Genomic DNA, 21,481 nt, shown 5'->3' on the forward strand with positions numbered 1-21,481 from the left:
GTGCGCGCACTGGACCTGGAGGGTGCCTGGGTACTGGAGCCCAAGGTGTTCCCGGACGACCGGGGCAGTTTCCACGAGTGGTTCCGGGGTGAGGAGTTCCGCGGGGCGACGGGGTACGACCTGTCGTTGGCGCAGGCCAACTGCTCGGTGTCGCGCCGCGGCGTGCTGCGCGGGGTGCACTTCGCGGACGTGCCGCCCGGCCAGGCCAAGTACGTGACCTGTGTGCGCGGCGCGGTGCTCGACGTGGTGGTGGACCTGCGGGTGGGGTCACCGTCGTACGGGAGCTGGGAGGCCGTACGGCTGGACGACGACAGCCGGCACGCGGTGTTTCTCGCCGAGGGGCTGGGGCACGCCTTCATGGCGCTCACCGACGATGCGACAGTGGTGTACCTGTGCTCGACGGGCTACGCGCCGGGCCGCGAGCACGGGGTGCACCCGCTGGATCCGGCCCTGGGTATCAAGTGGCCGCAGGGCATCGACCCGGTGCTGTCGCCGAAGGACGAGCAGGCGCCGACGCTGGCCGAGGCGGAGCGCCTCGGCCTGCTGCCGTCGTACGAAGCCTGCCGCGCACGCTACGAGGAGCTGCGCGGCAGGGGGCTCAGCGGCTGACGCCGACCTGGTCGAGCGCGCGGCGCAGGGGCTCCCAGCCCAGGCGCCGCGGCAGACCGCGGTTGCGGGCCTGGGTGAGCGGACGCCAGAAGCCGGCCTCGATCAACGCCTCGGGCGGCACCGCGCCGGCCCGCTCCAGGATCGTCTCGGGCACCTTCTGCGGGTCGGGCACCTTGTACTCGGCCATGATCTCGTCGTACTTGTCGTGCAGCACGGTGTTGTCCGGGTCGGCGCCGAAGATCACGAGCTGGCCGGTGGGCTGGGTGTCGACGAGGACCGTCACCAGGTCGGGGCGGTAGCGCGCCAGCACCTCGGTGATCTTGTAGACGTCGCCGGTCCAGGCCGTGGTGTGGCGGTCCCGGGCGGCCTCGTCGACACTGCGCGGCAGCATGTCGTCGAGGACGATCACGCTGGACCAGTCGGAGTGCTTCTCGACGTTCATGAAGTCGCGCAGGGCGTATTCGAACAGGTGCATGCCGTCGATGAAGGACAGGTCGAGCGTGGTGCGCCGCCAGTGTCCGATGGGGCTGCGGCCGCGGCGGAGGTTGCGCAGCGGGTGCCGGCCGCCCTTGAGGTGGGCCAGCGGGTTGTCGCGGGCGAAGAAGTCGTCACTGGTGGCCTTGACCAGGTGGACGTCGCACTTCAGTTCCGAGACGACCTTGAAGGCGGGGTCGACCGCGATGCTGGGGACGCGTGACAGGCGCAGGCTGCGGCCGTCGTTGACGCCGATCTCCAGGTAGTTGCGGTTGGCGCTGGCCTTGTGCAGTGCGCGCAGGAACTCATGGCGTTTCACGAAGGGGACTCTCCTTGCGGATGCGGGGCAGTGCTTCGTGCAGGGCGACGCGCCAGTCACGCGGTGCCGGCAGGCCGATGTCCTGCCAGCGGTCGTGCGCGAGGACGCTGTACGCGGGGCGCGGTGCGGGCCGGGGAAAGGCCGCTCCGGTGGTGGGCCGTACCCGGTCGGGGTCGGCGCCGATCAGCCGGAACACCTCCCGGGCCAGGTCGTACCAGGTGGCCTCGCCGGAGCTGGTGGCGTGCAGGACGCCGTGCACGTCGTCGCCGACGCGGGGGCCGAGGTCGGCCATGCGGGCGGCGACGTCCGCGCTCCAGGTGGGCTGTCCGCGCTGGTCGTCGACGACGTCGACGGTGGGGCGGCGGGCCTCGAGACCGATCATCGTCCGCACGAAGCTGGTGCCGTGGACCCCGTACAGCCAGGCGGTGCGCACGACGGCGCTCGCGCCGGGCAGCTCCTCCAGCACGGCGCGCTCGCCGGCCAGCTTGGAGCGGCCGTAGGCGGTACGCGGGGCCGTCGGGTGGTCCTCGGGATAGGGGGTGGCGCGGGCGTCGCCGGAGAAGACGTAGTCGGTGGAGACGTGGATCAGCCGGGCGCCGTGCGTGGCGCAGGCGCGGGCCAGCAGGCGCGGTCCGTCGCCGTTGACCAGGGTGGCGCGCTCCTCGTCGGTCTCGGCGTCGTCGACGGCCGTGTACGCGGCGCAGTTGACCACGATGCCGGGGCGGTGCTCGGACAGCGCGCGCTCGACGGCCTCGGCCCGGGTGATGTCGAGAGCGGCCCGGTCGAGGCCGGTGACCTGTTCGCCGCGCCGGGTCAGTTCGTCGACGGTGTCCCGGCCGAGCATCCCGCCCGCGCCGGTGACCAGCCATTTCATGGCTTTCCTCCACTGACGCGCTGCTTGAGCGGCTCCCACCAGGCACGGTTGTCGCGGTACCAGGCGACGGTCTCGGCGAGGCCGGTGGTGAAGTCGTGACGGGGGCGGTAGCCGAGTTCGTCGCGGGCCTTGGTCCAGTCGACGGAATAGCGCAGGTCGTGGCCCTTGCGGTCCTCGACGTGCTCGACCCGGTCCCAGCCGGCTCCACAGGCTTCGAGGAGGAGGCCGGTGAGGTCCTTGTTGGTGAGTTCGGTACCGCCGCCGATGTTGTAGACCTCTCCGGCCCTGCCCCGGGTCCGCACGAGGTCGATGCCCGCGCAGTGGTCGTCGACGTACAGCCAGTCGCGGACGTTGAGGCCGTCGCCGTAGAGCGGGACCTGCGCTCCGTCGAGGAGGTTGGTGACGAAGAGCGGGATCACCTTCTCGGGGAACTGGTGCGGGCCGTAGTTGTTGGAGCAGCGGGTGACGCGGACGTCCAGGCCGTGGGTGCGGTGGTAGGCCAGGGCGAGCAGGTCGGAGGAGGCCTTGGAGGCGGAGTACGGGGAGCTGGGTTCGAGCGGGTACGTCTCGGTCGCCGAGCCCGACGCGATCGACCCGTAGACCTCGTCGGTGGAGACGTGCACGAAGGTGTCCACGCCGTGGCGCAGGGCGGCGTCGAGGAGGACCTGGGTGCCGAGCACGTTGGTGAGGACGAAGTCGGAGGCGGTGAGGATGGAGCGGTCGACGTGCGACTCGGCGGCGAAGTGGACCACTTGGTCCGCCTCGGCGGTCAGTTTGCCGACGAGGTCGGCGTCGCGGATGTCGCCGTGGACGAACTCGAGGCGAGGGTGGGCGAGTTCGAGATTGTCGAGGGTGCCGGCGTAGGTGAGCGCGTCCAGCACCGTGATCCTCGGCGCGTCGACGGTGTCGGGCGCGCCGGCGGCGAGCAGCGTACGGACGTAGCGGGAGCCGATGAAGCCGGCGGCTCCGGTGACGAGGAGGTTCATGTGTGGATCTGCACCTTGCTGTGGTCTCCGAGGACGAATCGGTGGGCGCTGGGGACGCTGGGGGCCGGGGTCACCTCGACATGGCGGCCGATCAGTGAGGACTCGATGCGGCGGACGCCGTCGATCGAGGAGTCCCGCAGCACGATGGAGAATTCGAGTTCGCTGTCGCTGATCCGGCAGTTCTCCGCGACGGAGGTGAAGGGTCCGACGTAGGAGTCGGTGACGACCGTGCCGGAGCCGATGATGGCGGGACCGACGATGCGCGAGTTGCTGATGTGGGCCCCTTCCTCGACCACCACCCGGCCGATGGTCTCGGAGGCGTCGTCCACCTCGCCGTCGATCCGGCGCTCGATCCCTTCGAGGACCGACCGGTTGACCTCCAGCATGTCCACGACGTTGCCGGTGTCCTTCCAGTAGCCGTGGATGACCGTGCAGCGCACGTCGACGCGGGAGTCGATCAGGTGCTGGATGGCGTGGGTGATCTCGAGTTCGCCGCGCCAGGAGGGCTTGACGGCGCGCACCGCGTCGTGGATGGCGGGGGTGAACAGGTAGACGCCGACAAGGGCGAGGTCGCTCTTGGGACGCTCGGGTTTCTCCTCGAGGCCGATCACCTGTCCGCTCGCGTCGAGTTCGGCGACGCCGAAGGAGCGGGGGTCGGCGACATGGGTGAGCAGGATCTGGGCGTCGGGCCGGTGCCGGCGGAACTCGTCGACGAGTCCGGAAATGCCGCCGACGATGAAGTTGTCGCCGAGGTACATCACGAAGTCGTCGTCCCCGAGCCAGTCGCGGGCGATCAGCACGGCGTGTGCCAGCCCCAGGGGCCGTTCCTGGGGGATATAGGTGATGCGCAGGCCGAACTTCGATCCGTCGCCCACCGCGTTCTCGATCTCCTCGGCCGTGTCGCCGACGATCATTCCGACGTCGGTGATGCCGGCGTCCGCGATCGATTCCAACCCGTAGAAGAGCACGGGCTTGTTGGCCACGGGGACCAACTGCTTCGCCGAGGTGTGGGTGATCGGCCTCAGCCGGGTGCCGGCGCCGCCGGACAGCACGAGAGCCTTCATCTGCCTCACCATAGTGGTGCGCGGCACATGGAACATCACTCGCTTTAACGGTTCATTACGAAATCCCCATTAAGTCCCGTCCAGTCGCCGTTTTTCCGGCCCATGACCGCTGGTTCGCGCCGCGCGGGGACACCCGACTCGCCTGTCGGGCGCGTCGGCCCGTCCCGGGCCGGTGCGTCAACGCCCGTGCGCGGGCGGCGGGTTCCCGCGGTGCGGTCCGGGCAGGTCGGGCGCGGACCGGGCCGGCGGCGGGCGCGGGACCGGGACAGGGACCGGGACCGGGCCGCACACTCGTCAGCGTGTCACCCGAAGGGATGACATCGGTTCCGGGAGTGTTGTCGACGGCCGGGACGGCGCCTGCTCACCGGTGCGTGCCGAGTTCGGCCCACACCTGTTTGCCGCCGCTGACCGGCAGCGTCCCCCAGGCCGCCGACAGTGCCTCGACGAGCAGGATGCCGCGGCCGCCGGTGGCCTCCCAGCCGATGCTGCTCGGCTTGGCGGGACCGCGGGGCGATGCGTCGGCGACCGCGAGGCGGAGCCGGTCGCCGAGGAGGGTGAGGTCGAGGCGGACCTGCCCCTCGGTGTGCACGAGCGCGTTGGTGACCAGTTCAAAGACGACGAGCAGGGCTGTGTCGAGGTCCTGGGTCACACCCCAGGAGCGCAGAGTGCGCCAGGTGAAGCGGCGGGCGTGACCGACGGCCTGCGGCACGCGCCACACCGTCCAGGTCTCCCGCAGCGGTCGCAGGGTCATGCCCTCGTAGCGCATCAGCAGCAGGGCGACGTCGTCGCTGCGGGGGGCCTTGCCGAGCAGGCCGTCGGCGACCAGCCCCAGGTCGGCCGGGTCTGCGGCGGCCAGCCGGCGGGTGAAGTGGTCCATGCCCTCGTCGATGTCGGCCTCGGCGGACTCGACCAGGCCGTCCGTGGTGGGGGCGACCACCGTGCCGGGCCACAGCCGGAGCGGGCTCATCGGGAAGTCGGCCTGGGCCATGACGCCCAGCGGCGGGCCGCCCTCCGCCTCCGCTATCTCGGTACAGCCGTCGGGATGACGCAGCACCGGCGGCAGATGCCCGGCACGTACGCACCAGGCGGTGCGGAGCGTGACACGGGTACGGCACCGGGGAACGGGGACGGAGGCGGACAACCGGCAGCGGGGCGATGCACTGCGGGGCTGCCGCGCTCACCGTGCGCGACGCGTCCGCAGGGAGGAGAGCGGGTTTCCGGGACCGGTGACGCAGCCGTGCGAGAAGGTGGTCGGCGTGTCCGAGGGGACGCCCTCCGCGCCGGCGCCGGCGGGCCCGCCGGGCCCGGGGCACGTGAGGGGGACCGGCCGGACGACGTGGCGCTGCTTCTGCCGCAGACGCGGGCCGCGGGCCGCGGGCACCTCGGCTCTTGGCGTACGGGACGGGACGCCCGCGCATGTCGACGTGCCGCCGCCCCCGGGNNNNCCTGGTCCGGCCTGCTTGGCCCGGTCCGGTCCGGACCGGCTTCGGCTGTGCCGGGGTGCGGTCAGGGCCGGGGGCAAGGGGTACCGGGGGCGGTCAGCGGGATCCGGTCAGTGGGTCTCGGTCAGGCCCTCGTCACCTGCGCCGTCCTCGGCGCCCTGGCCGGCTCCGTAACCGGCTCCGTAACCGGCTCCGTCGTCCTGGCCCGCTTCCTCGCCGCCGACTTCGCCGGCCTGGTCGCCGGTACCGGTGTCCTCACCTCCGGCCTCTTCGCCACCCGCCTGGTCGTCGGCTCCGACACCCGCGCCGCCCTCGCCGAGGGTCGCGCCGACCGCCGCCAGGGCGGTGGTGACCGGCTGGAAGAAGGTCTCGCCGCCGGCGGTGCAGTCGCCGCTGCCGCCCGAGGTCAGGCCGATCGCGAGGCCGTCCTGGGTGAACATCGAGCCGCCGCTGTCGCCGGGCTCGGCGCAGACGTTGGTCTGGATGAGACCGGTGACCGTACCCTCCGGGTAGTTCACCGTGGCGTCGAGTCCGAGGACCTGGCCGTCGGCGAGCCCGGTGGTGCTGCCCATCCGGAACACCTCCTGGCCGACGGTGGCCTCCGCGGCCTCGGTGATCTGGACCGTCTGGCCCCCGACGTCGACGTCGCTCGGCGCGTCGGTGGCCGGGTCGTCGTACCGGACGAGCGCGAAGTCGCCCTCGCCGGGGAAGACCGCCTGGTCGACGGTGGCGATCGGCCCGCCGTTCTGCGCGTCGGACCACTCGTCGGCCGCGACCGCGCAGTGACCGGCGGTCAGGAAGGCGGGCGCGCCGTCGTTCGCGGTGACGTTGAAGCCGAGCGAGCAGCGTGCGCCGCCGGAGAAGATCGCGTCCCCGCCCGAGGCGAAGGTCCTGAACGTGCCCTCGGACTTCTTGATGGTCGCCATGCCGGAGCCGAGGCCCCGCACGGTGGACTCCAGTCTGTCCCAGTTCTCGCCGGTCACCGTGGAGTCGGCGGTGACCAGGATCTTGTTGGTGCGCGGGTCGACGGCCCACGAGGTGCCGGGGATGGTGGCCTCGGTCTTCAGTGTCCGCTTGCCCGCGGCCAGCTCGATCATGCTGTTGTCGACCTCGCGGACGGTCGCGCCCGCCTTCTTCGCCTGCACGATCACGTTGTTGTCGTCGCCGGGTACGACGTTGACGACGAGCTGCTGCTTGTCGCCGTCGTAGTAGGAGCCGGCGAACGCGTCGCCGAGGAGCCCGGCGAGCTGTGAGGCGAGGTCCGAGGCATCCGTCGCCTTGAGGGTCTTCGGCGCGGTCGCCGCGTTGTCCGACGCGCCGTCCTGTGACGCGTTGGCGTTGGGGAGCAGGATCGCGGCGGCGCCGAGCGCCACCACACCGCCCACCGCTATCGCGGCCTTGCGCTTCGGAATTCGCTTGTGACTCAAACTTCTCGACCTCCTGGGGGGACCGGAGTCGTGCCGCCGTTCGGCGGCTGTCGGGGGCGCCTGGATGGCTGTTGGTACGCACGGGTCCCGCGGGGCGTTCAAATCCGTTTGCGGTCAGTCGGTTTGCGCCATGGAATCGGCCAACCGGCGTGTCCGGCCCGGCGTTCGGGGGCCCTTCCCGAGGCGACACGTACCGCGACCGGGCGCGTACGCTCCGTCTCTCCCGGGATGCGGAATCCCGGCTTCGGTGAATCTGCACAGTGAATGCCCAGCCCGGTCACCGGAGCCGGGAGCCCTCCACAGACCGGTTGTCCCCCTCATGCCTTTTGGGGCCGTTGTGCCGGATTCCCTCTCGCGGGACGCAAGCCGTGGGAGGGGGTGATGCGGTGATCCCTGTGAAGAAGTCGCCACCGGGCCGTCGCCTTCTCTGCACTCTTGGGCGCGACACGGCCGCAAGTTGCCTGGTGAGGGGTTTGGTTGAGTGGAGGGCCGGACCTGGGGCGTGCTTTGATCCATCGCACCGCAGGTCAGTTCCGGACATCCGGTGACGGGGGTTCGGGGCCCGCGGCCGCGGCCTTCACTCTGTCCCCAGAGGGCCGCTCCCCCTTGTGACATATCCATACGAAGGGAAGTTCCATCATGAACTCCACCCCCCAGGTCGAGACCGTCGAGATCTCCGACACCGAGCTCGACAACGTCTCCGGCGGCCTGTCCGTGAACGCCGTGAACACCCTCACGGGCGCGGTGGACGGCATCGCCCCGGTCTCCGGCCTGGTCGACACCGGCGTGGGCACCGTCGAGGGTGTGACCGGCCTGAACACCGCTCCGGTCACGAACCTGGTCGCCGGTCTCTGATCGCGCCCTAGTGCCGCTGAGCCCTGGAGCCACCCCCCGGCTCCGGGGCTCAGCGTTGCTTGCGTCAGGCCCGCCGTCCTCTGCGGCCCTCGCGATCCGTCTCGGTCCTCGCAGTCCGTCTCCGTCCTTCGCAGAGTTCACGCAGGTGAGGGAAGAACCATGCAGTTCCGCCAACAGGCCCTCGCCAAACTCCAGTCGCCCGAGGAACTCGACCTCCCGGTGCGCTTCGCCCGGCCGCAGGGCCGGCTGGTGCTCGCCGTGACCGTGGTCGCCATGGCCGCCGCCTCGGTGTGGGCGGTGACCGGATCGGTGACCTCCACGGTGACCGCGCCCGCCGTCCTGACGCACGGGCAGGGCAGTTACGTACTGCAGAGCCCGGTCGCAGGCCAGGTCACCGCGGTCCTCGCGAAGCAGGGCGAGCGGCTGCCCGCCGACTCCCCCGTCCTCGAGGTCAGTACCGAGCGGGGCGACACGGTCGTCCGGACCCTCGACGCGGGCCGGGTCACCACGCTCGCCGCCGACGTCGGGCAGATCATCCGAACCGGCGCGGACGTCGCCGCCGTGGAGAAGGTTTCCGGGTCCGACGGCCCGTTGTACGCGACGGTGTACGTCCCCGCCGAGAGCGCGGCCGGCATCCCCGCGCGCGCGGCCGTCGATCTCACCGTGCAGTCGGCGCCGAGCCAGGAGTACGGGGTGCTGCGCGGCAGGGTGAAGTCGGTGGACCGCGCCGGGCAGTCCGCCCGGCAGATCGCCGCCTTCCTCGGAGACAGCCGGCTGGGCGAGCAGTTCACGAAGAAGGGCAGGCCGGTGGCCGTCACGGTCGAACTGGAGAAGTCGTCCGCCACGAAGAGCGGTTACGCGTGGTCCTCGGCGGACGGTCCGCCGTTCCCCCTGACGTCGATGACCCTGGCCTCGGGCTCCGTCCGGCTGTCCGACGAACGCCCCGTCGACTGGCTGCTGCCATGACGACGACCATGCGGGAGACCCGCGGCCGCCGCCGGGCCGCCCCGGCCCGGCGCAAGGTGCCCAAGGCGCGCAGAAGGACCGTTCGCACGCCCACCGTGCTCCAGATGGAGGCCGTGGAATGCGGGGCCGCCTCGCTGGCGATGGTGCTCGGCCACTACGGCCGCCATGTTCCGCTGGAGGAGCTGCGGATCGCCTGCGGCGTCTCCCGGGACGGCTCACGGGCCGGCAACCTGCTGAAGGCGGCCCGTGGTTACGGACTGACCGCCAAGGGCATGCAGATGGATCTGGCCGCCCTCGCCGAGGTGGCGGCGCCTGCCATCCTGTTCTGGGAGTTCAACCACTACGTCGTCTACGACGGCATGGGCCGCCGGTTCGGCCGGCGCGGGGTGTTCATCAACGACCCCGGCAAGGGCCGCCGCTTCGTGCCGCTGGAGGAGTTCGACGGCAGTTTCACCGGTGTCGTCCTGGTCCTGGAACCCGGGCCGGACTTCACCCGGGGCGGCCGCAAGCCGGGCGTCCTCGGCGCGATGCCGGCCCGGCTGCGCGGCACGGCGGGGACGATGCCCGCGGTCGTGCTGTCGAGCCTGCTGCTGGTGGCGGTCGGCGCGGCGGTGCCCGGGCTCAGCCGCACCTTCATCGACGAGTTCCTGATCGGCGGTCAGACATCGATGCTGGGCGTGCTGTTCACGTCGATGGGCGCCTGCGTCCTGCTCACTCTGGTGCTGACCTGGCTCCAGCAGGCCAATCTGCTGCGCGGCCGGATCATCTCCTCCACCCTGTCCAGCGCCCGCTTCCTGCGGCATCTGCTGCGACTGCCGGTGACGTTCTTCGGCCAGCGCAGTCCGGCGGACCTGGTGCAGCGGCTGCAGTCCAACGACGCCGTGGCCGAAACGCTGTCCCACGACCTCTCGGCGGCCGGCGTGGACGTGGTGGTGGTCGTGCTGTACGCGGTGCTGCTGTACACGTACGACCCGCAGCTGACCTTCGTCGGGGTCGGGGCGGCGCTGCTGAACATCCTGGCGATGCGGATCGTCATCCGGCTGCGCGCGACCCGTACGGCGAAACTGCGCGCGGACACCGCGCGGCTCACCAACACGGCATACACCGGTCTGCAGTTGATCGAGACGATGAAGGCGACCGGCGGCGAGGACGGCTACTTCCGCACATGGGCGGGACAGCACGCCACCACGCTGGAGGAGCAACAGCGGCTCGGGGTGCCGACCGCCTGGCTCGGCGTGGTCGCGCCGACGCTCGCCACCCTGAACAGCGCGCTGCTCCTGTGGATCGGCGGTCTGCGGGCGGTCGAGGGGCACATCACGGTCGGTCTGCTGGTCGCCTTCCAGGTGCTGGTCGCCCGGTTCACCGCGCCGCTGACCCGGCTGAACGGGGTCGCGGGCCGCATCCAGGACTTCGCGGCCGACGTGGCCCGGCTGAAGGACGTGGAGAACTTCCGGGCCGATCCGCTCCACGACCGTCCCGCCGCCGGCGACTCGACGCGCCGGCTGCTCGGGCATGTGGAGCTGCAGAACATCTCCTTCGGCTACAACCCGTTGGACAAGCCGCTGCTGACCGGTTTCGACCTGGCGGTCGGCCCCGGCCGGCAGGTGGCACTGGTCGGCGGCTCCGGCAGCGGCAAGTCGACGGTGTCGCGTCTGATCTCGGGGCTGTACGCGCCCTGGGAAGGGGTGATCCGGATCGACGACCGGCGCATCGAGGACATTCCGCGTGGGGCGCTGGCCGCGTCCGTGTCCTTCGTCGACCAGGACGTGTTCCTCTTCGAGGGCACCGTCCGCGACAACGTGGCGCTGTGGGACCCGTCGATCCCGGACGAGGCGGTGGTGGAGGCGCTCAGGGACGCGGCCCTGTACGACGTGATCGCCCGCCGGCCGGGCGGCATCCAAAGCCACGTCGAGCAGGACGGCCGGAACTTCTCCGGCGGGCAGCGCCAGCGGCTGGAGATCGCGCGGGCGCTGGTGCGGCGGCCGAGCATCCTGGTCCTGGACGAGGTGACCAGCGCGCTGGACGCCGAGACCGAGCTGGTCGTGATGGACAACCTGCGCCGCCGCGGCTGTGCCTGTGTGGTGATCGCGCACCGGCTGAGCACGGTCCGGGACAGCGACGAGATCGTCGTCCTCGACCACGGCACGGTCGTGGAGCGCGGGCGGCACGAGGAGCTGGTGGCGCGCGGTGGCGCGTACGCCGCGCTGGTCGGGGAGCGCTGAGATGACGACGACCGTGCAGGAGGGACACGGGGGCGACCTCGTGCTGGGCGCGCTCGGGTCGCTGGGCACCCGGGTGGACTGTGCCGGGTTCGGCCGGCTGGACCTGGCGGGGCCGCAGACGCTGTGGCTGATCGTTTCGGGCGCGGTGGACCTGTTCGGGGTCGACGCCGAGGAGCAGGGCCACTGGCACCATCTGGGCCGGCTGGAGGCGGGCTCGCTGCTGCTCGGTCCGGGGGCGGGGCCGCGGCACACGCTCGTGGCCCGCCCGCTGCGGGACTGCGTGGTGCACCGGATCGGCCTGCGCGAGCTGTACCAGGACGCGGGTACCCAGACCTGGTCGTACGACGAGTACGGAACCCCGCAGTACATCCCGCCGACGACCGGTCCGCTGGAGTACGCCCTCGCCCTCGGTGTCGGCCGCAGTCTGTCGGTGCTGTTCCAGGCGCCGATGGCCACCGAGCGGGCCACCGCGCCCAGCGACGACGACGTGTTCTGGATGCAGGTGCCGCCGGGCAGTGTGCAGTACGGCTCGCTGTACGGGGCCGAGGCGGCGGCCGACCTGCTGCTGGACCCCGCGTTGTGGCAGAGCCTGGTCGAGCAGCAGTACCGGCTGATGACCACGCTGGACCGCTGGATCGAGCAGCTCGAGCACACCCACGAGGCGCGGACCGCGGCGGGCATCAGGGCCGGTGAGGCGGTCCGCGCCCAGGCCGACCGGACGCTGCTCGCCTCGATCGGCACACGGTCGTCGAAGGGGACGACCGCGGCCGAAGCGGACGCCACGTACGCGGCCTGCAGACTGGTCGCCGAGGCGGCCGGGATCCCGCTCGCCGAGCCGGCCCGGTCGGGCACCGGCGGCGACCGGCTCGATCCGGTCGAGCGGATCGCCCTCGCGTCCCGGCTGCGCACGCGTGCCGTACGGCTGGACGGCCACTGGTGGCGGGACGACGTCGGGCCGCTGGTGGGGCACCGGGCGCTGTCCGGGGCGCCGGTGGCGCTGCTGTGGCGGCGCGGCGGCTATGTCGCGGTCCATCCCGCGACGGGGCGCGAGACACCGGTGGGGAAGGCCAACGCCGCGGAGTTCGAGCCGCACGCGGTGATGTTCTACCGGCCGCTGCCCGAGCGGCGGCTCGGTCCGCTCGGGCTGATGCGGTTCTGCATGGCGGGCACCCGGGGCGATCTGACCGGGCTGCTGCTCAGCGGTCTGGTCACGGTGGCGCTCGGGGCGCTTGTGCCGATCGCGACCGGGAAGGTGCTCGGCGAGTTCGTGCCGAAGGCGCAGACCGGGCTGATCGTGCAGGTGTGTCTCGCGGTGATCCTCAGCGGTGTGGCGGCTGCCGCCTTCATGCTGCTGCAGAACCTCACCCTGCTGCGGCTGGAGGGCCGGGTGGAGGCCACGCTCCAGCCCGCCGTCTGGGACAGGCTGCTGCGCCTGCCGACGTCGTTCTTCACCGAGCGTTCGACGGGCGAACTGGCGAGCGCGGCCATGGGCATCAGCGCGATCCGCCGGCTGCTGGCCGGTGCCGGGCCGACGGTCGCCCAGTCCGTCACCGTCGGCGCGGTGAACCTGGGGCTGCTGCTGTGGTTCAGCGTGCCGATGGCGCTGGCCGCGATCGGGATGCTGCTCGCCGTCGCCGCGGTGTTCACGGGGCTCGGGCTGTGGCAGGTGCGGTGGCAGCGGCGTCTGGTGGTGCTCACCAACAAGCTGAACAACCAGGCCTTCCAGACGCTGCGCGGCCTGCCGAAGCTGCGGGTGGCGGCGGCGGAGAACTACGCGTACGGGGCGTGGGCGTCCGGGTTCGCCCGCAGCCGAGAGCTCCAGCAGAAGGCCGGCCGGATCAAGAATCTGACGGCGGTGCTGGGCGCGGTCTATCTGCCGCTGTGCACGCTGGCGATGTTCATGCTGCTGGCGGGTCCGGCGCGCGGTTCGATGACGGCGGCCGAGTTCCTCACCTTCAACACGTCGGTGACGATGGTGCTGACCTCGGTCACCCAGCTGACCGGCGCGTTCGTCTCCGGGGTGGCGGCGCTGCCGCTGTTCGAGCAGATCCGGCCGATGCTGGACGCGACGCCCGAGGTGCGGGCAGCCAGCACCCGGCCGGGCCCGCTGAGCGGGGCGATCGAGGCGCGGCGGGTGTCCTTCCGGTATTCGGACGACGGGCCGCTGGTCCTCGACGACGTCTCCTTCGAGGTCCGGCCGGGCGAGTTCGTGGCGGTCGTCGGCCCCAGCGGATGCGGCAAGTCCACGCTGCTGCGGCTGCTCATCGGCTTCGACCGGCCGCAGTCGGGGAGTGTGCTGTACGACGGTCAGGACCTGGCCGCGCTCGACCGGTCCGCGGTGCGCCGCCAGTGCGGTGTGGTGCTCCAGCACGCCCAGCCGTTCACCGGCTCCGTCCTTGACGTCATCTGCGGCACCGAGCCGTACCCGCCCGACGAGGTGATGGCGGCTGCCGAGATGGCGGGGCTCGCCGAGGACATCAGGCGGATGCCGATGGGACTGCACACCATCGTCTCGGGCAGCGGCGCGGTCTCCGGCGGCCAGCGGCAGCGGCTGATGATCGCCCAGGCGCTGATCCGCCGGCCGCGCATCCTCTTCTTCGACGAGGCGACCAGCGCTCTGGACAACGAGACGCAGCGCACGGTGATCGAGAGCACCAAGGCGCTCCGGGCGACCCGGGTCGTCATCGCCCACCGGCTGTCCACGGTGATGGACGCGGACCGGGTGGTGGTGATGGAGGACGGCAAGGTGGTCCAGCAGGGACCGCCGGCCCGGCTGCTCGCCGAACCGGGCGGCCGGCTGCACGAGCTGGTGCGGCGTCAGCTGGCATGACGGGGGCGGGGCGCCGCGGCCACGAGCCCCGGACACCCGCCCCCGGACACGCCGGAGGCCGGCGGGCGGCCCCACTCCGCCCGCCGGCCTCCCTTGCGGGGCCGCACGTTCCGCGAGGAGGTCGGCACTCCCCAGTACCCGACCGCCACGCGGTCACGGGAACCGTGCGGTCCCGGTCTCAGAACGCGAGGACGCCCGAACCGTGGGCGTTCATCACGCACTCGTTGGCGAAGGTGCGCTCGTACGAGAGCCGCTGCCCCTGCCACACCCCGTCGACGGTGACGACGACCGGGTCGTACTGCTGGGTGCAGAACACGCCGTCTCTCACCGTGAGGGCCTGCAGATCGCCGTCCACCTCGGCCAGTTCCCCGCACGCCGCGGCCGCGGCCGGGTGGGTGCCGGAGGGGCCGGGCGCACAGGTCAGGGTGACCGCGCGCTCCGGTGCGACGGTCATGGCGCTCGCCCCGTGGCCCAGGGTGAGCACCATGGCCGACGGGGCGTAGAGCGCGGAGGGTGCGCCGCCCGGTGCGGCCGACGCGGCCCCGGACAGAGGTGCGCAGACGGCTGCGGCGGTCAGGCCGATGGTGGTGGCCCAGCGCGCGGTGTTCCGCATGGTGTGCATCCTTCCGCTCGTTTCGACGAGTCGCCGGCCCGTGCTCGGTGGTGCCGGACCGGCGAGCGGGAGTCTGCCGAGTCCGCCGCGGAAACACACGTCGACCGGGCCGCTTTCAGTAACATTGCGTATTGAATCAGTGGCGTGAAGTCACGGAATGCGCGGGCGCGAACCCGGTAACCGCACGGCCGGTGCTTGTGCGAAGTGGCCAGATGGCCGAATTCCCGCCGCTTCGCAATAGGCCTGAAACATTCCGTTTCCGTTCCCGGCAGACCGTTCCGCGACGCCTTCTGTTCATGATTCAGTCGGCTCGACGAGGAGAGGCGGGGACGTCATATGGCCAAGCACTGGGCGGACTTCCAGTACGAGATCTATCTGAACGGGATGACGGGTGCCGTGCCCCGGCTGCCCACGGACCTGAACCGGCTGGAGGAGCTGACCGAGCGGCGGCTCGGGCCGGGCCCGGTCGGTTATGTGGCGGGCAGCGCGGGCGACGGCAGTACCGCGCGCGCCAACCGGGCGGCTCTCGCGCGCCACCGGATCATGCCGCGCATGCTGCGGGACGTGCACGAGCGTGATCTGTCGGTGGAGGTGCTCGGCCGCGCGCTGCCGGCGCCGCTCGCGCTGGCGCCGGTCGGGGTACTGTCGCTGATGCACCCGGACGCCGAGCCGGCCGCGGCGCGGGCCGCCGCCGCGCAGGGTGTGCCGTTCGTGCTGTCCTCCGCGTCCAGCACGCCGATGGAGCAGGTCGCGGAGGCGATGGGCGACGCGGAGCGCTGGTTCCAGCTGTACTGGCCGAAGGACCCTGAGGTCGCCCGGAGTTTCCTCGGCCGGGCCAAGGCCGCCGGGTTCACGGTGCTGGTGGTCACCCTGGACACTCCCCTGCTGTCCTGGCGTCCGCGCGACCTGGACCAGGCTTTTCTGCCGTTCCTGCACGGGGTGGGCACCGCCAACCACTTCTCGGACCCCGCGTTCCGGGCCGGCCTGGCCAAGCCCGTGCACGAGGACCCGAACGCGGCGGTGATGCATTTCGTCGGCATGTTCTCCGACCCCGCCAAGACCTGGCCCGACCTCGCGTTCCTGCGGGAGAACTGGGACGGCCCGATCGTTCTCAAGGGTGTGCTGCACCCGGACGACGCCCGGCTCGCGGCCGATGCCGGGATGGACGGGGTGGTGGTGTCCAACCACGGCGGCCGTCAGGTGGCCGGGGCCGTCGCGGCGGCGGATGCGCTGCCCGGGGTGGTGGCCGCCGCCGGCGACCGGCTGACCGTGCTGTTCGACAGCGGTGTCCGCACCGGCGACGACGTCTTCAAGGCGCTCGCCCTCGGCGCGCGGGCCGTACTCGTCGGACGGCCGTACGTCTACGGGCTCGGCCTGGACGGGCAGGCGGGGGTCGAGCATGTGATCCGCTGTCTGCTCGCCGAACTGGACCTCACCCTCGCTCTGTCCGGGCATGCCACACCGGCCACGATCGGGCCCGGCGACCTCGTGGAGGGCACCGGCTGACCCGGCCGGGGCACCGCGCGCCCGGCCGGGGCGGTGGGCTCCCGTGCCCGCTCCCCCGGCCCTGCGCGCGGTGTGTGTCACCGCCCCGGCGCGCCGTTCACATAACCGGCCCGGCCGGCTCCATGTGCCGTACCGCCGGGGTACGGGTGCGGCTGATCGACAGGGCCTTCTCGGCCGAGGACACCGGGTCGGTCAGCCAGCGCTGGTTCTCGGTCCGGTCCCGCACCCTGATGACGATGTCGGCGTTCGCATCGGGGGCGGCCGGTGTGAGCGCCAACTGTTCGTCCCAGCGGGGCAGCAACTCGCCCTGCCCGGTGAGGTCGTAGCGCACGTCGTCGGCCCGGTTTTCGCCGGCGTCGGCGCAGGTGGCGAGGACGACGACCCCGGCGTCCTTGTGAGCGTCCAGGCACAGACCCGGGTCGGCCACGCTGCGCAGCAGCCCGTCCTCCTCGTAGGTCCACTGCTGGCTCAGCCGTGAGGAGCAGCCCGTGAGCCGAGTGCCGGCGCCGTCCTGGGGCTCGCCCCAGATGTCGAGGCACAGGCCGGAGGCGACGTTGCGCAGGAGGGCCGGCTGCGGCCCCGTGGGCAGTCCGGCCACGCCCGGCGGGGACTCGGTCGGTACGACCCCCCGGCCGCCGGCCGCGCTGGTGACGCCGGTCGGGTCGGTGCCGCTGCCGTCGGGTGAGGAGCCCCCGGCGATGAGCACGCTCACCAGCACCCCGGCCGAGACGGCGCCGAGGCCGGTGAGCAGGGTCCTGGTGGAGCGCACGGCATCCGGGAGTCCGAGGCCGGTGAGGCGGACGGGGGCGGGGATCCGGGACAGCAGGCGGTGCCGGCTGCCGCCCGACCGGTGTCCGCGTCCGCCGCGCGGGCCCGGGTTCGCCCGGCCGGGGCGCGAGTCGAGGTAGCGACGGGCGCCCCAGCCGAGAACGGCCTCGACGATGAGCGTGCCGAGGTCGCCCTCGAAATGGCTCAGCTGCTCGGCCGCGTTCCGGCAGTAGCGGCATTCCTCCAGGTGCTGCTGGACATCGGGGAGCAGTGTTCCGCCGCGACGGATGGGGACATCGAGGAGCCGGTTGTAGAACCGGCAGTCCTTCGTCGGCGCGAGTTCCTGATGGGCGTGGACACAGCCCTGACGGAAGGTGTCACGCGCCTGTTGGAGCGTGCCCGAGGCGATGTCGGGGTCGATGCCGAGGAGGCCTGCCGGGACGGATACGGGTTCGGCCTCGACCTCGACATGCCAGAGCACGCAGCGGGCGAGGGCGGGCAGGGACCGGAACGAGCGCTGGGCGAGCGTGCGGTTCTCCGGCGTCATCGTCCTGGCCGCGCGCATGCCGCGCCCGCCAGCCGGTTTCAGCAGCTCCGGCAGGGCACCGGCGGTCCGGTCGTCCGAGGCCCATTCCCGGACCGTGTCCCGCACGGCCACCAGCAGCACGGGGCGCAGGGCGACGGCCGGTTCGCCGAGGGCGACCCGGTTCAGGACACGGTGCTGTGCCGCCGCGGTGACCATGGCGGCGGTCGGCCCCGACGAGGCGAGGCAGACGGTCGCGTAGTCGTGCATGGCCGGCCAGTGACGTGCCGTCAGCATCGCGACGGAATGGGCGGCCTCGCCCTCCGGACGGCCTCGCAACCGTGCGGCAAGGGACTCGTCGGACTCCCCCGTATCCCCTCCGGGAGGGGGATACGGAGACCGAGGGAGATGAGGGGTGGGCACTGAGATGGTTCCTTCCCACACGCAGGTGACACAGAAGTTCTGACGCCGAAAAGGGAAGTCCCACGCGGTCCGTACCTCTTTGGCGGTGTTGCGCGGGAGGGCGCGAATTCACCGGTGGTGAAGGCGGACCCGGTTCATCAACGCGCGCGCGACCCCGGATTTTACCCCCTCACGGGTGACTCACTCTCGCACAACCGGCACACGGCCAACAAGGCACCGGGGAAACCTTCGCTCGTTGACAGCAAGTCAAAAGGAAAAACGTGCCCGGAGTCACCCTCATCGGCTTTCCACCTGCGTTTTTCCCGGGGTTCACCGGTTCTCGCATTCCGGCGGTGGGGTCAGATCTGCCAGGAGCGGAGCCGGTCCGCGGCTCCGTAGACATCTGTCGCACCGGACATCAGATCGCGGGCGAGGTCGACGATCGCGCCGTAGGGCGGGTCGATGCCGACGCCGCTGACGAACATGTACGCCACCGCCGTGGCGCAGGCGAAGCGGGCGTTGGCCGACGGCAGGGGGCGGAGCAGGGCGAGAGTGTGCAGCAGGGCGACGGCCCGCCAGGCCGCGTCCGAGTTCACGCCGAGGCGGGGCGGGTCGACGCGGTGCCGGGCGACGGCCGCGACCAGCGCCGAGAAGTCGTTGATGGTGGGCTGGTCCGGGAGGACCTCCTCGTGCCGCTGAAGCAGCCAGGGCACGTCGATGTGCAGAACGGATGCCATCGGTCAGGCGGCCCGTCCCGCGCCCTTGGCCCGCGGTTCGTCGTCCGGGAAGGCGGCGGCGAATTCGTCGGCGTGCGAGGCGAAGAACCGGCGGAATGCCTCCGCACCCTCCTGGAGTGCCCGGTGGCGGGCGATGTCGGCCGCGGCCGCCTCCCGCACCAGCGCCTTCATCGATGTACCGCGCTCCTTGGCGATCTGCCGCAGGTCCTCGAGTTCACGGTCACTGAACTCCACATTCAGAGCAGGCATGCCATCACGGTACCGCTCAGGTACTCGATCGTAAATACCACCAGTTCAGAGTGGGTATGGGGCGGTACCAAAAGGGGTGGGCCCGGGGTGTCGTCCCCTTCCCCGGGACGACACCCCGGGCACCGGCGCGGATACTTTGGTCCGCTACCCCTGGTCGGCCACGAAGGAGGCCATGCGGGTCAGGGCCGCGTTCCAGTTGATGGTGTGCTCGTTGGTGGACCAGGACTGGATGTCGTCGATGAAGCAGAACTGGCCGACGCAGCCCTGGAGCATCGACTGGGCGTAGGGGTCCTGGATGCTCGAGTTGGGTCCGCCGGAGAGGGTCCCGGCGGGCGGGTTCGGCAGCGCCGGGTCGAGCTGGCGGGCGTACCAGCGGCTGTGCTGGTTCTGCGCGCTGACCTCGCCGTACCCGGTGACGTAGGAGATGTTCAGGGCGTTGCGGCCGAGGATGTAGTCCATGCTCTGCAGCGCACCGTCCCGGTACTTGGCGGCGCCGGTGAGGTCGTGCGCCGTGGCGAGGACGACCGCGTTGTTGAGGATCTGGTGGCTGGAGCCCCAGTCGTAGACGTGGCCGGCCGGCGCGTACGGCATGCCGTACGGGTGTGCCTTCAGCGTGGCCAGGTAGCGGTCGGCGCCCTTGACGACGGAGCTGCGGACCTTGTCCCGGCCCGGAAGCTTGTTCGGCACCGTCGCGAGGTCGAGCCGGCCGGCCGCCGCGGTGCGCGACCAGTCGAAGCCGAGGGGGCCGAAGATGTCGGCGGTGTGCACCGGGGACTTCAGGACGTACTCCTTGAACTGCCGCTCCCCCGTGGTGAGATACAGCTCGGCCGCCGCCCAGTAGAACTCGTCGCTCACCTCGTCGTCCGGATAGGCGCCGCCGCCGATGCCGTCGTCCGGGCTCGCGTACTCCTCGGGGTGGGCGAGCGCGGCCGTCCAGGCGGTGCGCGCGGCGGACAGGGCCTCGGCCGCGAACTCCCTGTCGTAGGGCCGGTACAGGCGGGCCGCCTGGGCTGCCGTGGCCGCGAGGTTCAGGGTGGCGGCGGTGCTCGGCGGGTGCAGTTCGCGCTTCTGCGGGTCGTCGCCGGGCAGCAGCGGCAGCCCGGTCCACTGCTCGTCGTGGATCTTGTGGTGGGCCATGCCGGCCAGCGGCTCTCCCCCGGGCACCCGCATCTTCAGCAGGAACTCCACTTCCCAGCGGGCCTCGTCGAGGATGTCGGGCACCCCATTGCCGCTCTCCGGGATGTTCAGCGTGCCGTCGCCCAGTTCGTCCGCCTGTCCGGTGCGGGCGTGCCGGGCGCGTTCGTAGGTGCTGAGCACCTCCCAGGTGCTGATGCCGCCGTTGACGACGTACTTGCCGTGGTCGCCGGCGTCGTACCAGCCGCCGGTGACGTCGAGGGTGTAGTCGCAGACGCCCGGTTGGCAGGGCACCTTGCGGTCGCCCTGGTTGGGCGCCGCGCCCACGTGTCCGGCCGGGCGGGCGTAGCCGGGGCGCAGATCGTCGCGGATCTCGATGCCGCTGCGCTGGGTGTAGTAGTACTTCGCCGAGTCCAGCCGCAGCCGCTCGTAGGCGCCGGCGTCGATGTCGAAGGGCCGGCTGGTCTCGCCGTCCACGGCCAGGGTGTAGCCGGCGCCCCGCGCGCGGTGGGCACCGAAGTCGATGGAGTGGACGTTCTGCCCGGAGGAGCCGTCCACTCCGCGCGGCACGGTCCTGCCCTGCCGGACGACCCTGCCGTCGGCGTCCTTCAGCTGCCAGGGCAGCCGCTCGGTCGCCCCGGTGACCAGGGTGGCGTTCTTCGGGCCCGCCGGGAGATAGGCGACCTGGTTGACGCGGACCCGGGGCCCGGTGTCGGGCTCGTACGGCTCGGGCTCCACGCCACCCAGCAGGGACACGTCGTCCATGCAGAAGCGCCAGGGGTCGGGACTGCCGCCGAGCTGGAGTCCGACCTGGCCCCGCTCGGTGTCCACGGGCGCGGTGAAGGTGTAGGAGTAGGTGTCGCCGGAGACGCCGAGCTGCGGGGAGACCTCGTAGTAGGTGTCGTACGGGGCCTCCGACAGGCCGACGATCGCGCGGACCACATGGCCCGCGGGTGTGCCGGTCGCGGCGAAGGAGAAGCGGTACGACTCCCCCTTCACAAGGGTGATGTCGTTCTGGCCGACGGCGGCGTCCCACCGGTTGGTGGTGCCGCCGGGGACGTCGGCGCACAGGCGGCCGTCGGACAGGCTCGTGGTGACACCGGCGGAGGCCCACCAGGGTTCGGTGGTGGTGTCGAAGGTGCCGTTGCGGACCTGCTCGACCTCGTCGGCCCCGGCCGGGGCGGCGGGCAGCGCGGTGAGCGCGGTCGCCAGCAGGCCGGTCAGGGACAGCAGAGCGGTTCTGCGTCTGTTCACGTCTGGGCTCCTCTGGTGGGAGGACACGGCGGCGGCTACGAATGGGAGCGCTCCCATTCGTACATGGACATCGTTGTGGCAGATGTGACACTCCGTCAACGGGTGGGACAGGACTGGTGACGAACGCCGTCGGACGACGGGCGCGTGCCGGCCAGGTGCCGGACCGGCACCGGACGCGACCCGAACGGGCACCAGGCGCTTGTCGGGGCGGAGACGAGGCCGGGGCC

16 protein-coding genes and 1 pseudogene are annotated in these 21,481 nt (G+C 71.8%); 6 read left to right on the forward strand and 11 right to left on the reverse strand.

Features of this window, described 5'->3' with window-relative positions; translation table 11 throughout:
- Window positions 1–609, forward strand: a complete 609-nt coding sequence (gene rfbC / locus ACFPZI_RS01395) for a dTDP-4-dehydrorhamnose 3,5-epimerase (RefSeq protein ID WP_381356976.1) — start codon at window positions 1–3, stop codon at window positions 607–609.
- Here rfbC and ACFPZI_RS01400 read toward each other — a convergent pair.
- The 6 genes and pseudogenes from ACFPZI_RS01400 to ACFPZI_RS01425 all read right to left on the reverse strand — a co-directional run bounded on the left by ACFPZI_RS01400 (window position 599) and on the right by ACFPZI_RS01425 (window position 7,195).
- Window positions 599–1,402 (reverse strand): class I SAM-dependent methyltransferase, encoded by an 804-nt coding sequence (locus ACFPZI_RS01400; protein WP_381356978.1) that lies wholly within the window; start codon window positions 1,400–1,402, stop codon window positions 599–601. The genes rfbC and ACFPZI_RS01400 overlap by 11 nt on opposite strands.
- Entirely contained in the window at window positions 1,389–2,276 is an 888-nt protein-coding gene (rfbD, locus tag ACFPZI_RS01405) for a dTDP-4-dehydrorhamnose reductase (RefSeq protein WP_381356981.1), read from the reverse strand. Before rfbD ends, ACFPZI_RS01400 begins: the two co-directional genes overlap by 14 nt.
- Window positions 2,273–3,262 (reverse strand): dTDP-glucose 4,6-dehydratase, encoded by a 990-nt coding sequence (gene rfbB / locus ACFPZI_RS01410; protein ID WP_381356984.1) that lies wholly within the window; start codon window positions 3,260–3,262, stop codon window positions 2,273–2,275. The genes rfbD and rfbB overlap by 4 nt, the downstream gene beginning before the upstream one ends.
- Window positions 3,259–4,326 carry a glucose-1-phosphate thymidylyltransferase gene (locus ACFPZI_RS01415; protein WP_381356987.1) on the reverse strand — a complete coding sequence of 356 codons (1,068 nt, stop codon included), beginning with the start codon at window positions 4,324–4,326 and terminating at the stop codon, window positions 3,259–3,261. Before ACFPZI_RS01415 ends, rfbB begins: the two co-directional genes overlap by 4 nt.
- Window positions 4,327–4,687: 361 nt before the next feature.
- Window positions 4,688–5,416: pseudogene (locus ACFPZI_RS01420) on the reverse strand (SpoIIE family protein phosphatase); the annotation flags it as partial.
- A 462-nt stretch (window positions 5,417–5,878) separates the two neighbouring features.
- A complete protein-coding gene (locus ACFPZI_RS01425) occupies window positions 5,879–7,195 on the reverse strand; it encodes a S1 family peptidase (RefSeq protein WP_381356989.1) in 1,317 nt (438 codons plus the stop codon).
- A 639-nt stretch (window positions 7,196–7,834) separates the two neighbouring features.
- Here ACFPZI_RS01425 and ACFPZI_RS01430 point away from each other — a divergent pair.
- From ACFPZI_RS01430 to ACFPZI_RS01445, 4 genes are all read left to right on the forward strand, one after another.
- Complete coding sequence (locus ACFPZI_RS01430) at window positions 7,835–8,050, forward strand: type A2 lantipeptide (RefSeq protein WP_381356991.1); 216 nt, start codon at window positions 7,835–7,837, stop codon at window positions 8,048–8,050.
- A gap of 159 nt (window positions 8,051–8,209) precedes the next feature.
- A complete protein-coding gene (locus ACFPZI_RS01435; RefSeq protein WP_381356994.1) occupies window positions 8,210–9,016 on the forward strand; it encodes an HlyD family efflux transporter periplasmic adaptor subunit in 807 nt (268 codons plus the stop codon).
- On the forward strand, window positions 9,013–11,238 hold the full coding sequence (locus tag ACFPZI_RS01440) for an NHLP family bacteriocin export ABC transporter peptidase/permease/ATPase subunit (RefSeq protein ID WP_381356996.1): 2,226 nt from the start codon (window positions 9,013–9,015) through the stop codon (window positions 11,236–11,238). The genes ACFPZI_RS01435 and ACFPZI_RS01440 overlap by 4 nt, the downstream gene beginning before the upstream one ends.
- Before the next feature lies 1 nt (window position 11,239).
- On the forward strand, window positions 11,240–14,068 hold the full coding sequence (locus tag ACFPZI_RS01445) for an NHLP bacteriocin export ABC transporter permease/ATPase subunit (RefSeq protein ID WP_381356998.1): 2,829 nt from the start codon (window positions 11,240–11,242) through the stop codon (window positions 14,066–14,068).
- Between the two features lie 178 nt (window positions 14,069–14,246).
- On the opposite strand, the gene ACFPZI_RS01450 is transcribed toward ACFPZI_RS01445, so the two are convergent.
- Complete coding sequence (locus tag ACFPZI_RS01450) at window positions 14,247–14,681, reverse strand: subtilase-type protease inhibitor (RefSeq protein WP_381357001.1); 435 nt, start codon at window positions 14,679–14,681, stop codon at window positions 14,247–14,249.
- 336 nt (window positions 14,682–15,017) lie between these two features.
- On the opposite strand from ACFPZI_RS01450, the gene ACFPZI_RS01455 reads away from it, so the two are divergent.
- Window positions 15,018–16,187, forward strand: coding sequence for an alpha-hydroxy-acid oxidizing protein (locus ACFPZI_RS01455; RefSeq protein WP_381357004.1), 1,170 nt, complete (start codon window positions 15,018–15,020; stop codon window positions 16,185–16,187).
- Window positions 16,188–16,284: 97 nt separating this feature from the next.
- Here ACFPZI_RS01455 and ACFPZI_RS01460 read toward each other — a convergent pair whose 3' ends face one another.
- The 4 genes from ACFPZI_RS01460 to ACFPZI_RS01475 form a co-directional block, all read right to left on the reverse strand.
- Window positions 16,285–17,901 (reverse strand): RICIN domain-containing protein, encoded by a 1,617-nt coding sequence (locus ACFPZI_RS01460; protein ID WP_381357007.1) that lies wholly within the window; start codon window positions 17,899–17,901, stop codon window positions 16,285–16,287.
- Between the two features lie 338 nt (window positions 17,902–18,239).
- Window positions 18,240–18,617, reverse strand: coding sequence for a toxin Doc (locus ACFPZI_RS01465; RefSeq protein WP_381357010.1), 378 nt, complete (start codon window positions 18,615–18,617; stop codon window positions 18,240–18,242).
- A gap of 3 nt (window positions 18,618–18,620) precedes the next feature.
- The gene (locus ACFPZI_RS01470; RefSeq protein WP_381210763.1) at window positions 18,621–18,866 is read right to left on the reverse strand and encodes a hypothetical protein; all 246 of its coding nucleotides are present in this window, start codon (window positions 18,864–18,866) and stop codon (window positions 18,621–18,623) included.
- Between the two features lie 144 nt (window positions 18,867–19,010).
- Complete coding sequence (locus ACFPZI_RS01475) at window positions 19,011–21,254, reverse strand: glycoside hydrolase family 9 protein (protein WP_381357013.1); 2,244 nt, start codon at window positions 21,252–21,254, stop codon at window positions 19,011–19,013.
- Between the last annotated feature and the right edge of the window lie 227 nt (window positions 21,255–21,481).

Origin of the sequence: Streptomyces chlorus (assembly GCF_042655885.1) — a bacterium.
In the GTDB taxonomy this organism is placed as follows: domain Bacteria; phylum Actinomycetota; class Actinomycetes; order Streptomycetales; family Streptomycetaceae; genus Streptomyces; species Streptomyces chlorus.

Excerpts from the sequence above, each read along its gene's own strand:
- rfbD (WP_381356981.1), bottom strand. The coding sequence starts at position 2,276 with ATGAAATGGCTGGTCACCGGCGCGGGCGGGATGCTCGGCCGGGACACC.
- rfbB (WP_381356984.1), bottom strand. The coding sequence starts at position 3,262 with ATGAACCTCCTCGTCACCGGAGCCGCCGGCTTCATCGGCTCCCGCTAC.
- ACFPZI_RS01415 (WP_381356987.1), bottom strand. The coding sequence starts at position 4,326 with ATGAAGGCTCTCGTGCTGTCCGGCGGCGCCGGCACCCGGCTGAGGCCG.
- ACFPZI_RS01430 (WP_381356991.1), top strand. The coding sequence starts at position 7,835 with ATGAACTCCACCCCCCAGGTCGAGACCGTCGAGATCTCCGACACCGAG.
- ACFPZI_RS01435 (WP_381356994.1), top strand. The coding sequence starts at position 8,210 with ATGCAGTTCCGCCAACAGGCCCTCGCCAAACTCCAGTCGCCCGAGGAA.
- ACFPZI_RS01440 (WP_381356996.1), top strand. The coding sequence starts at position 9,013 with ATGACGACGACCATGCGGGAGACCCGCGGCCGCCGCCGGGCCGCCCCG.
- ACFPZI_RS01445 (WP_381356998.1), top strand. The coding sequence starts at position 11,240 with ATGACGACGACCGTGCAGGAGGGACACGGGGGCGACCTCGTGCTGGGC.
- ACFPZI_RS01450 (WP_381357001.1), bottom strand. The coding sequence starts at position 14,681 with ATGCGGAACACCGCGCGCTGGGCCACCACCATCGGCCTGACCGCCGCA.
- ACFPZI_RS01455 (WP_381357004.1), top strand. The coding sequence starts at position 15,018 with ATGGCCAAGCACTGGGCGGACTTCCAGTACGAGATCTATCTGAACGGG.
- ACFPZI_RS01465 (WP_381357010.1), bottom strand. The coding sequence starts at position 18,617 with ATGGCATCCGTTCTGCACATCGACGTGCCCTGGCTGCTTCAGCGGCAC.
- ACFPZI_RS01470 (WP_381210763.1), bottom strand. The coding sequence starts at position 18,866 with ATGCCTGCTCTGAATGTGGAGTTCAGTGACCGTGAACTCGAGGACCTG.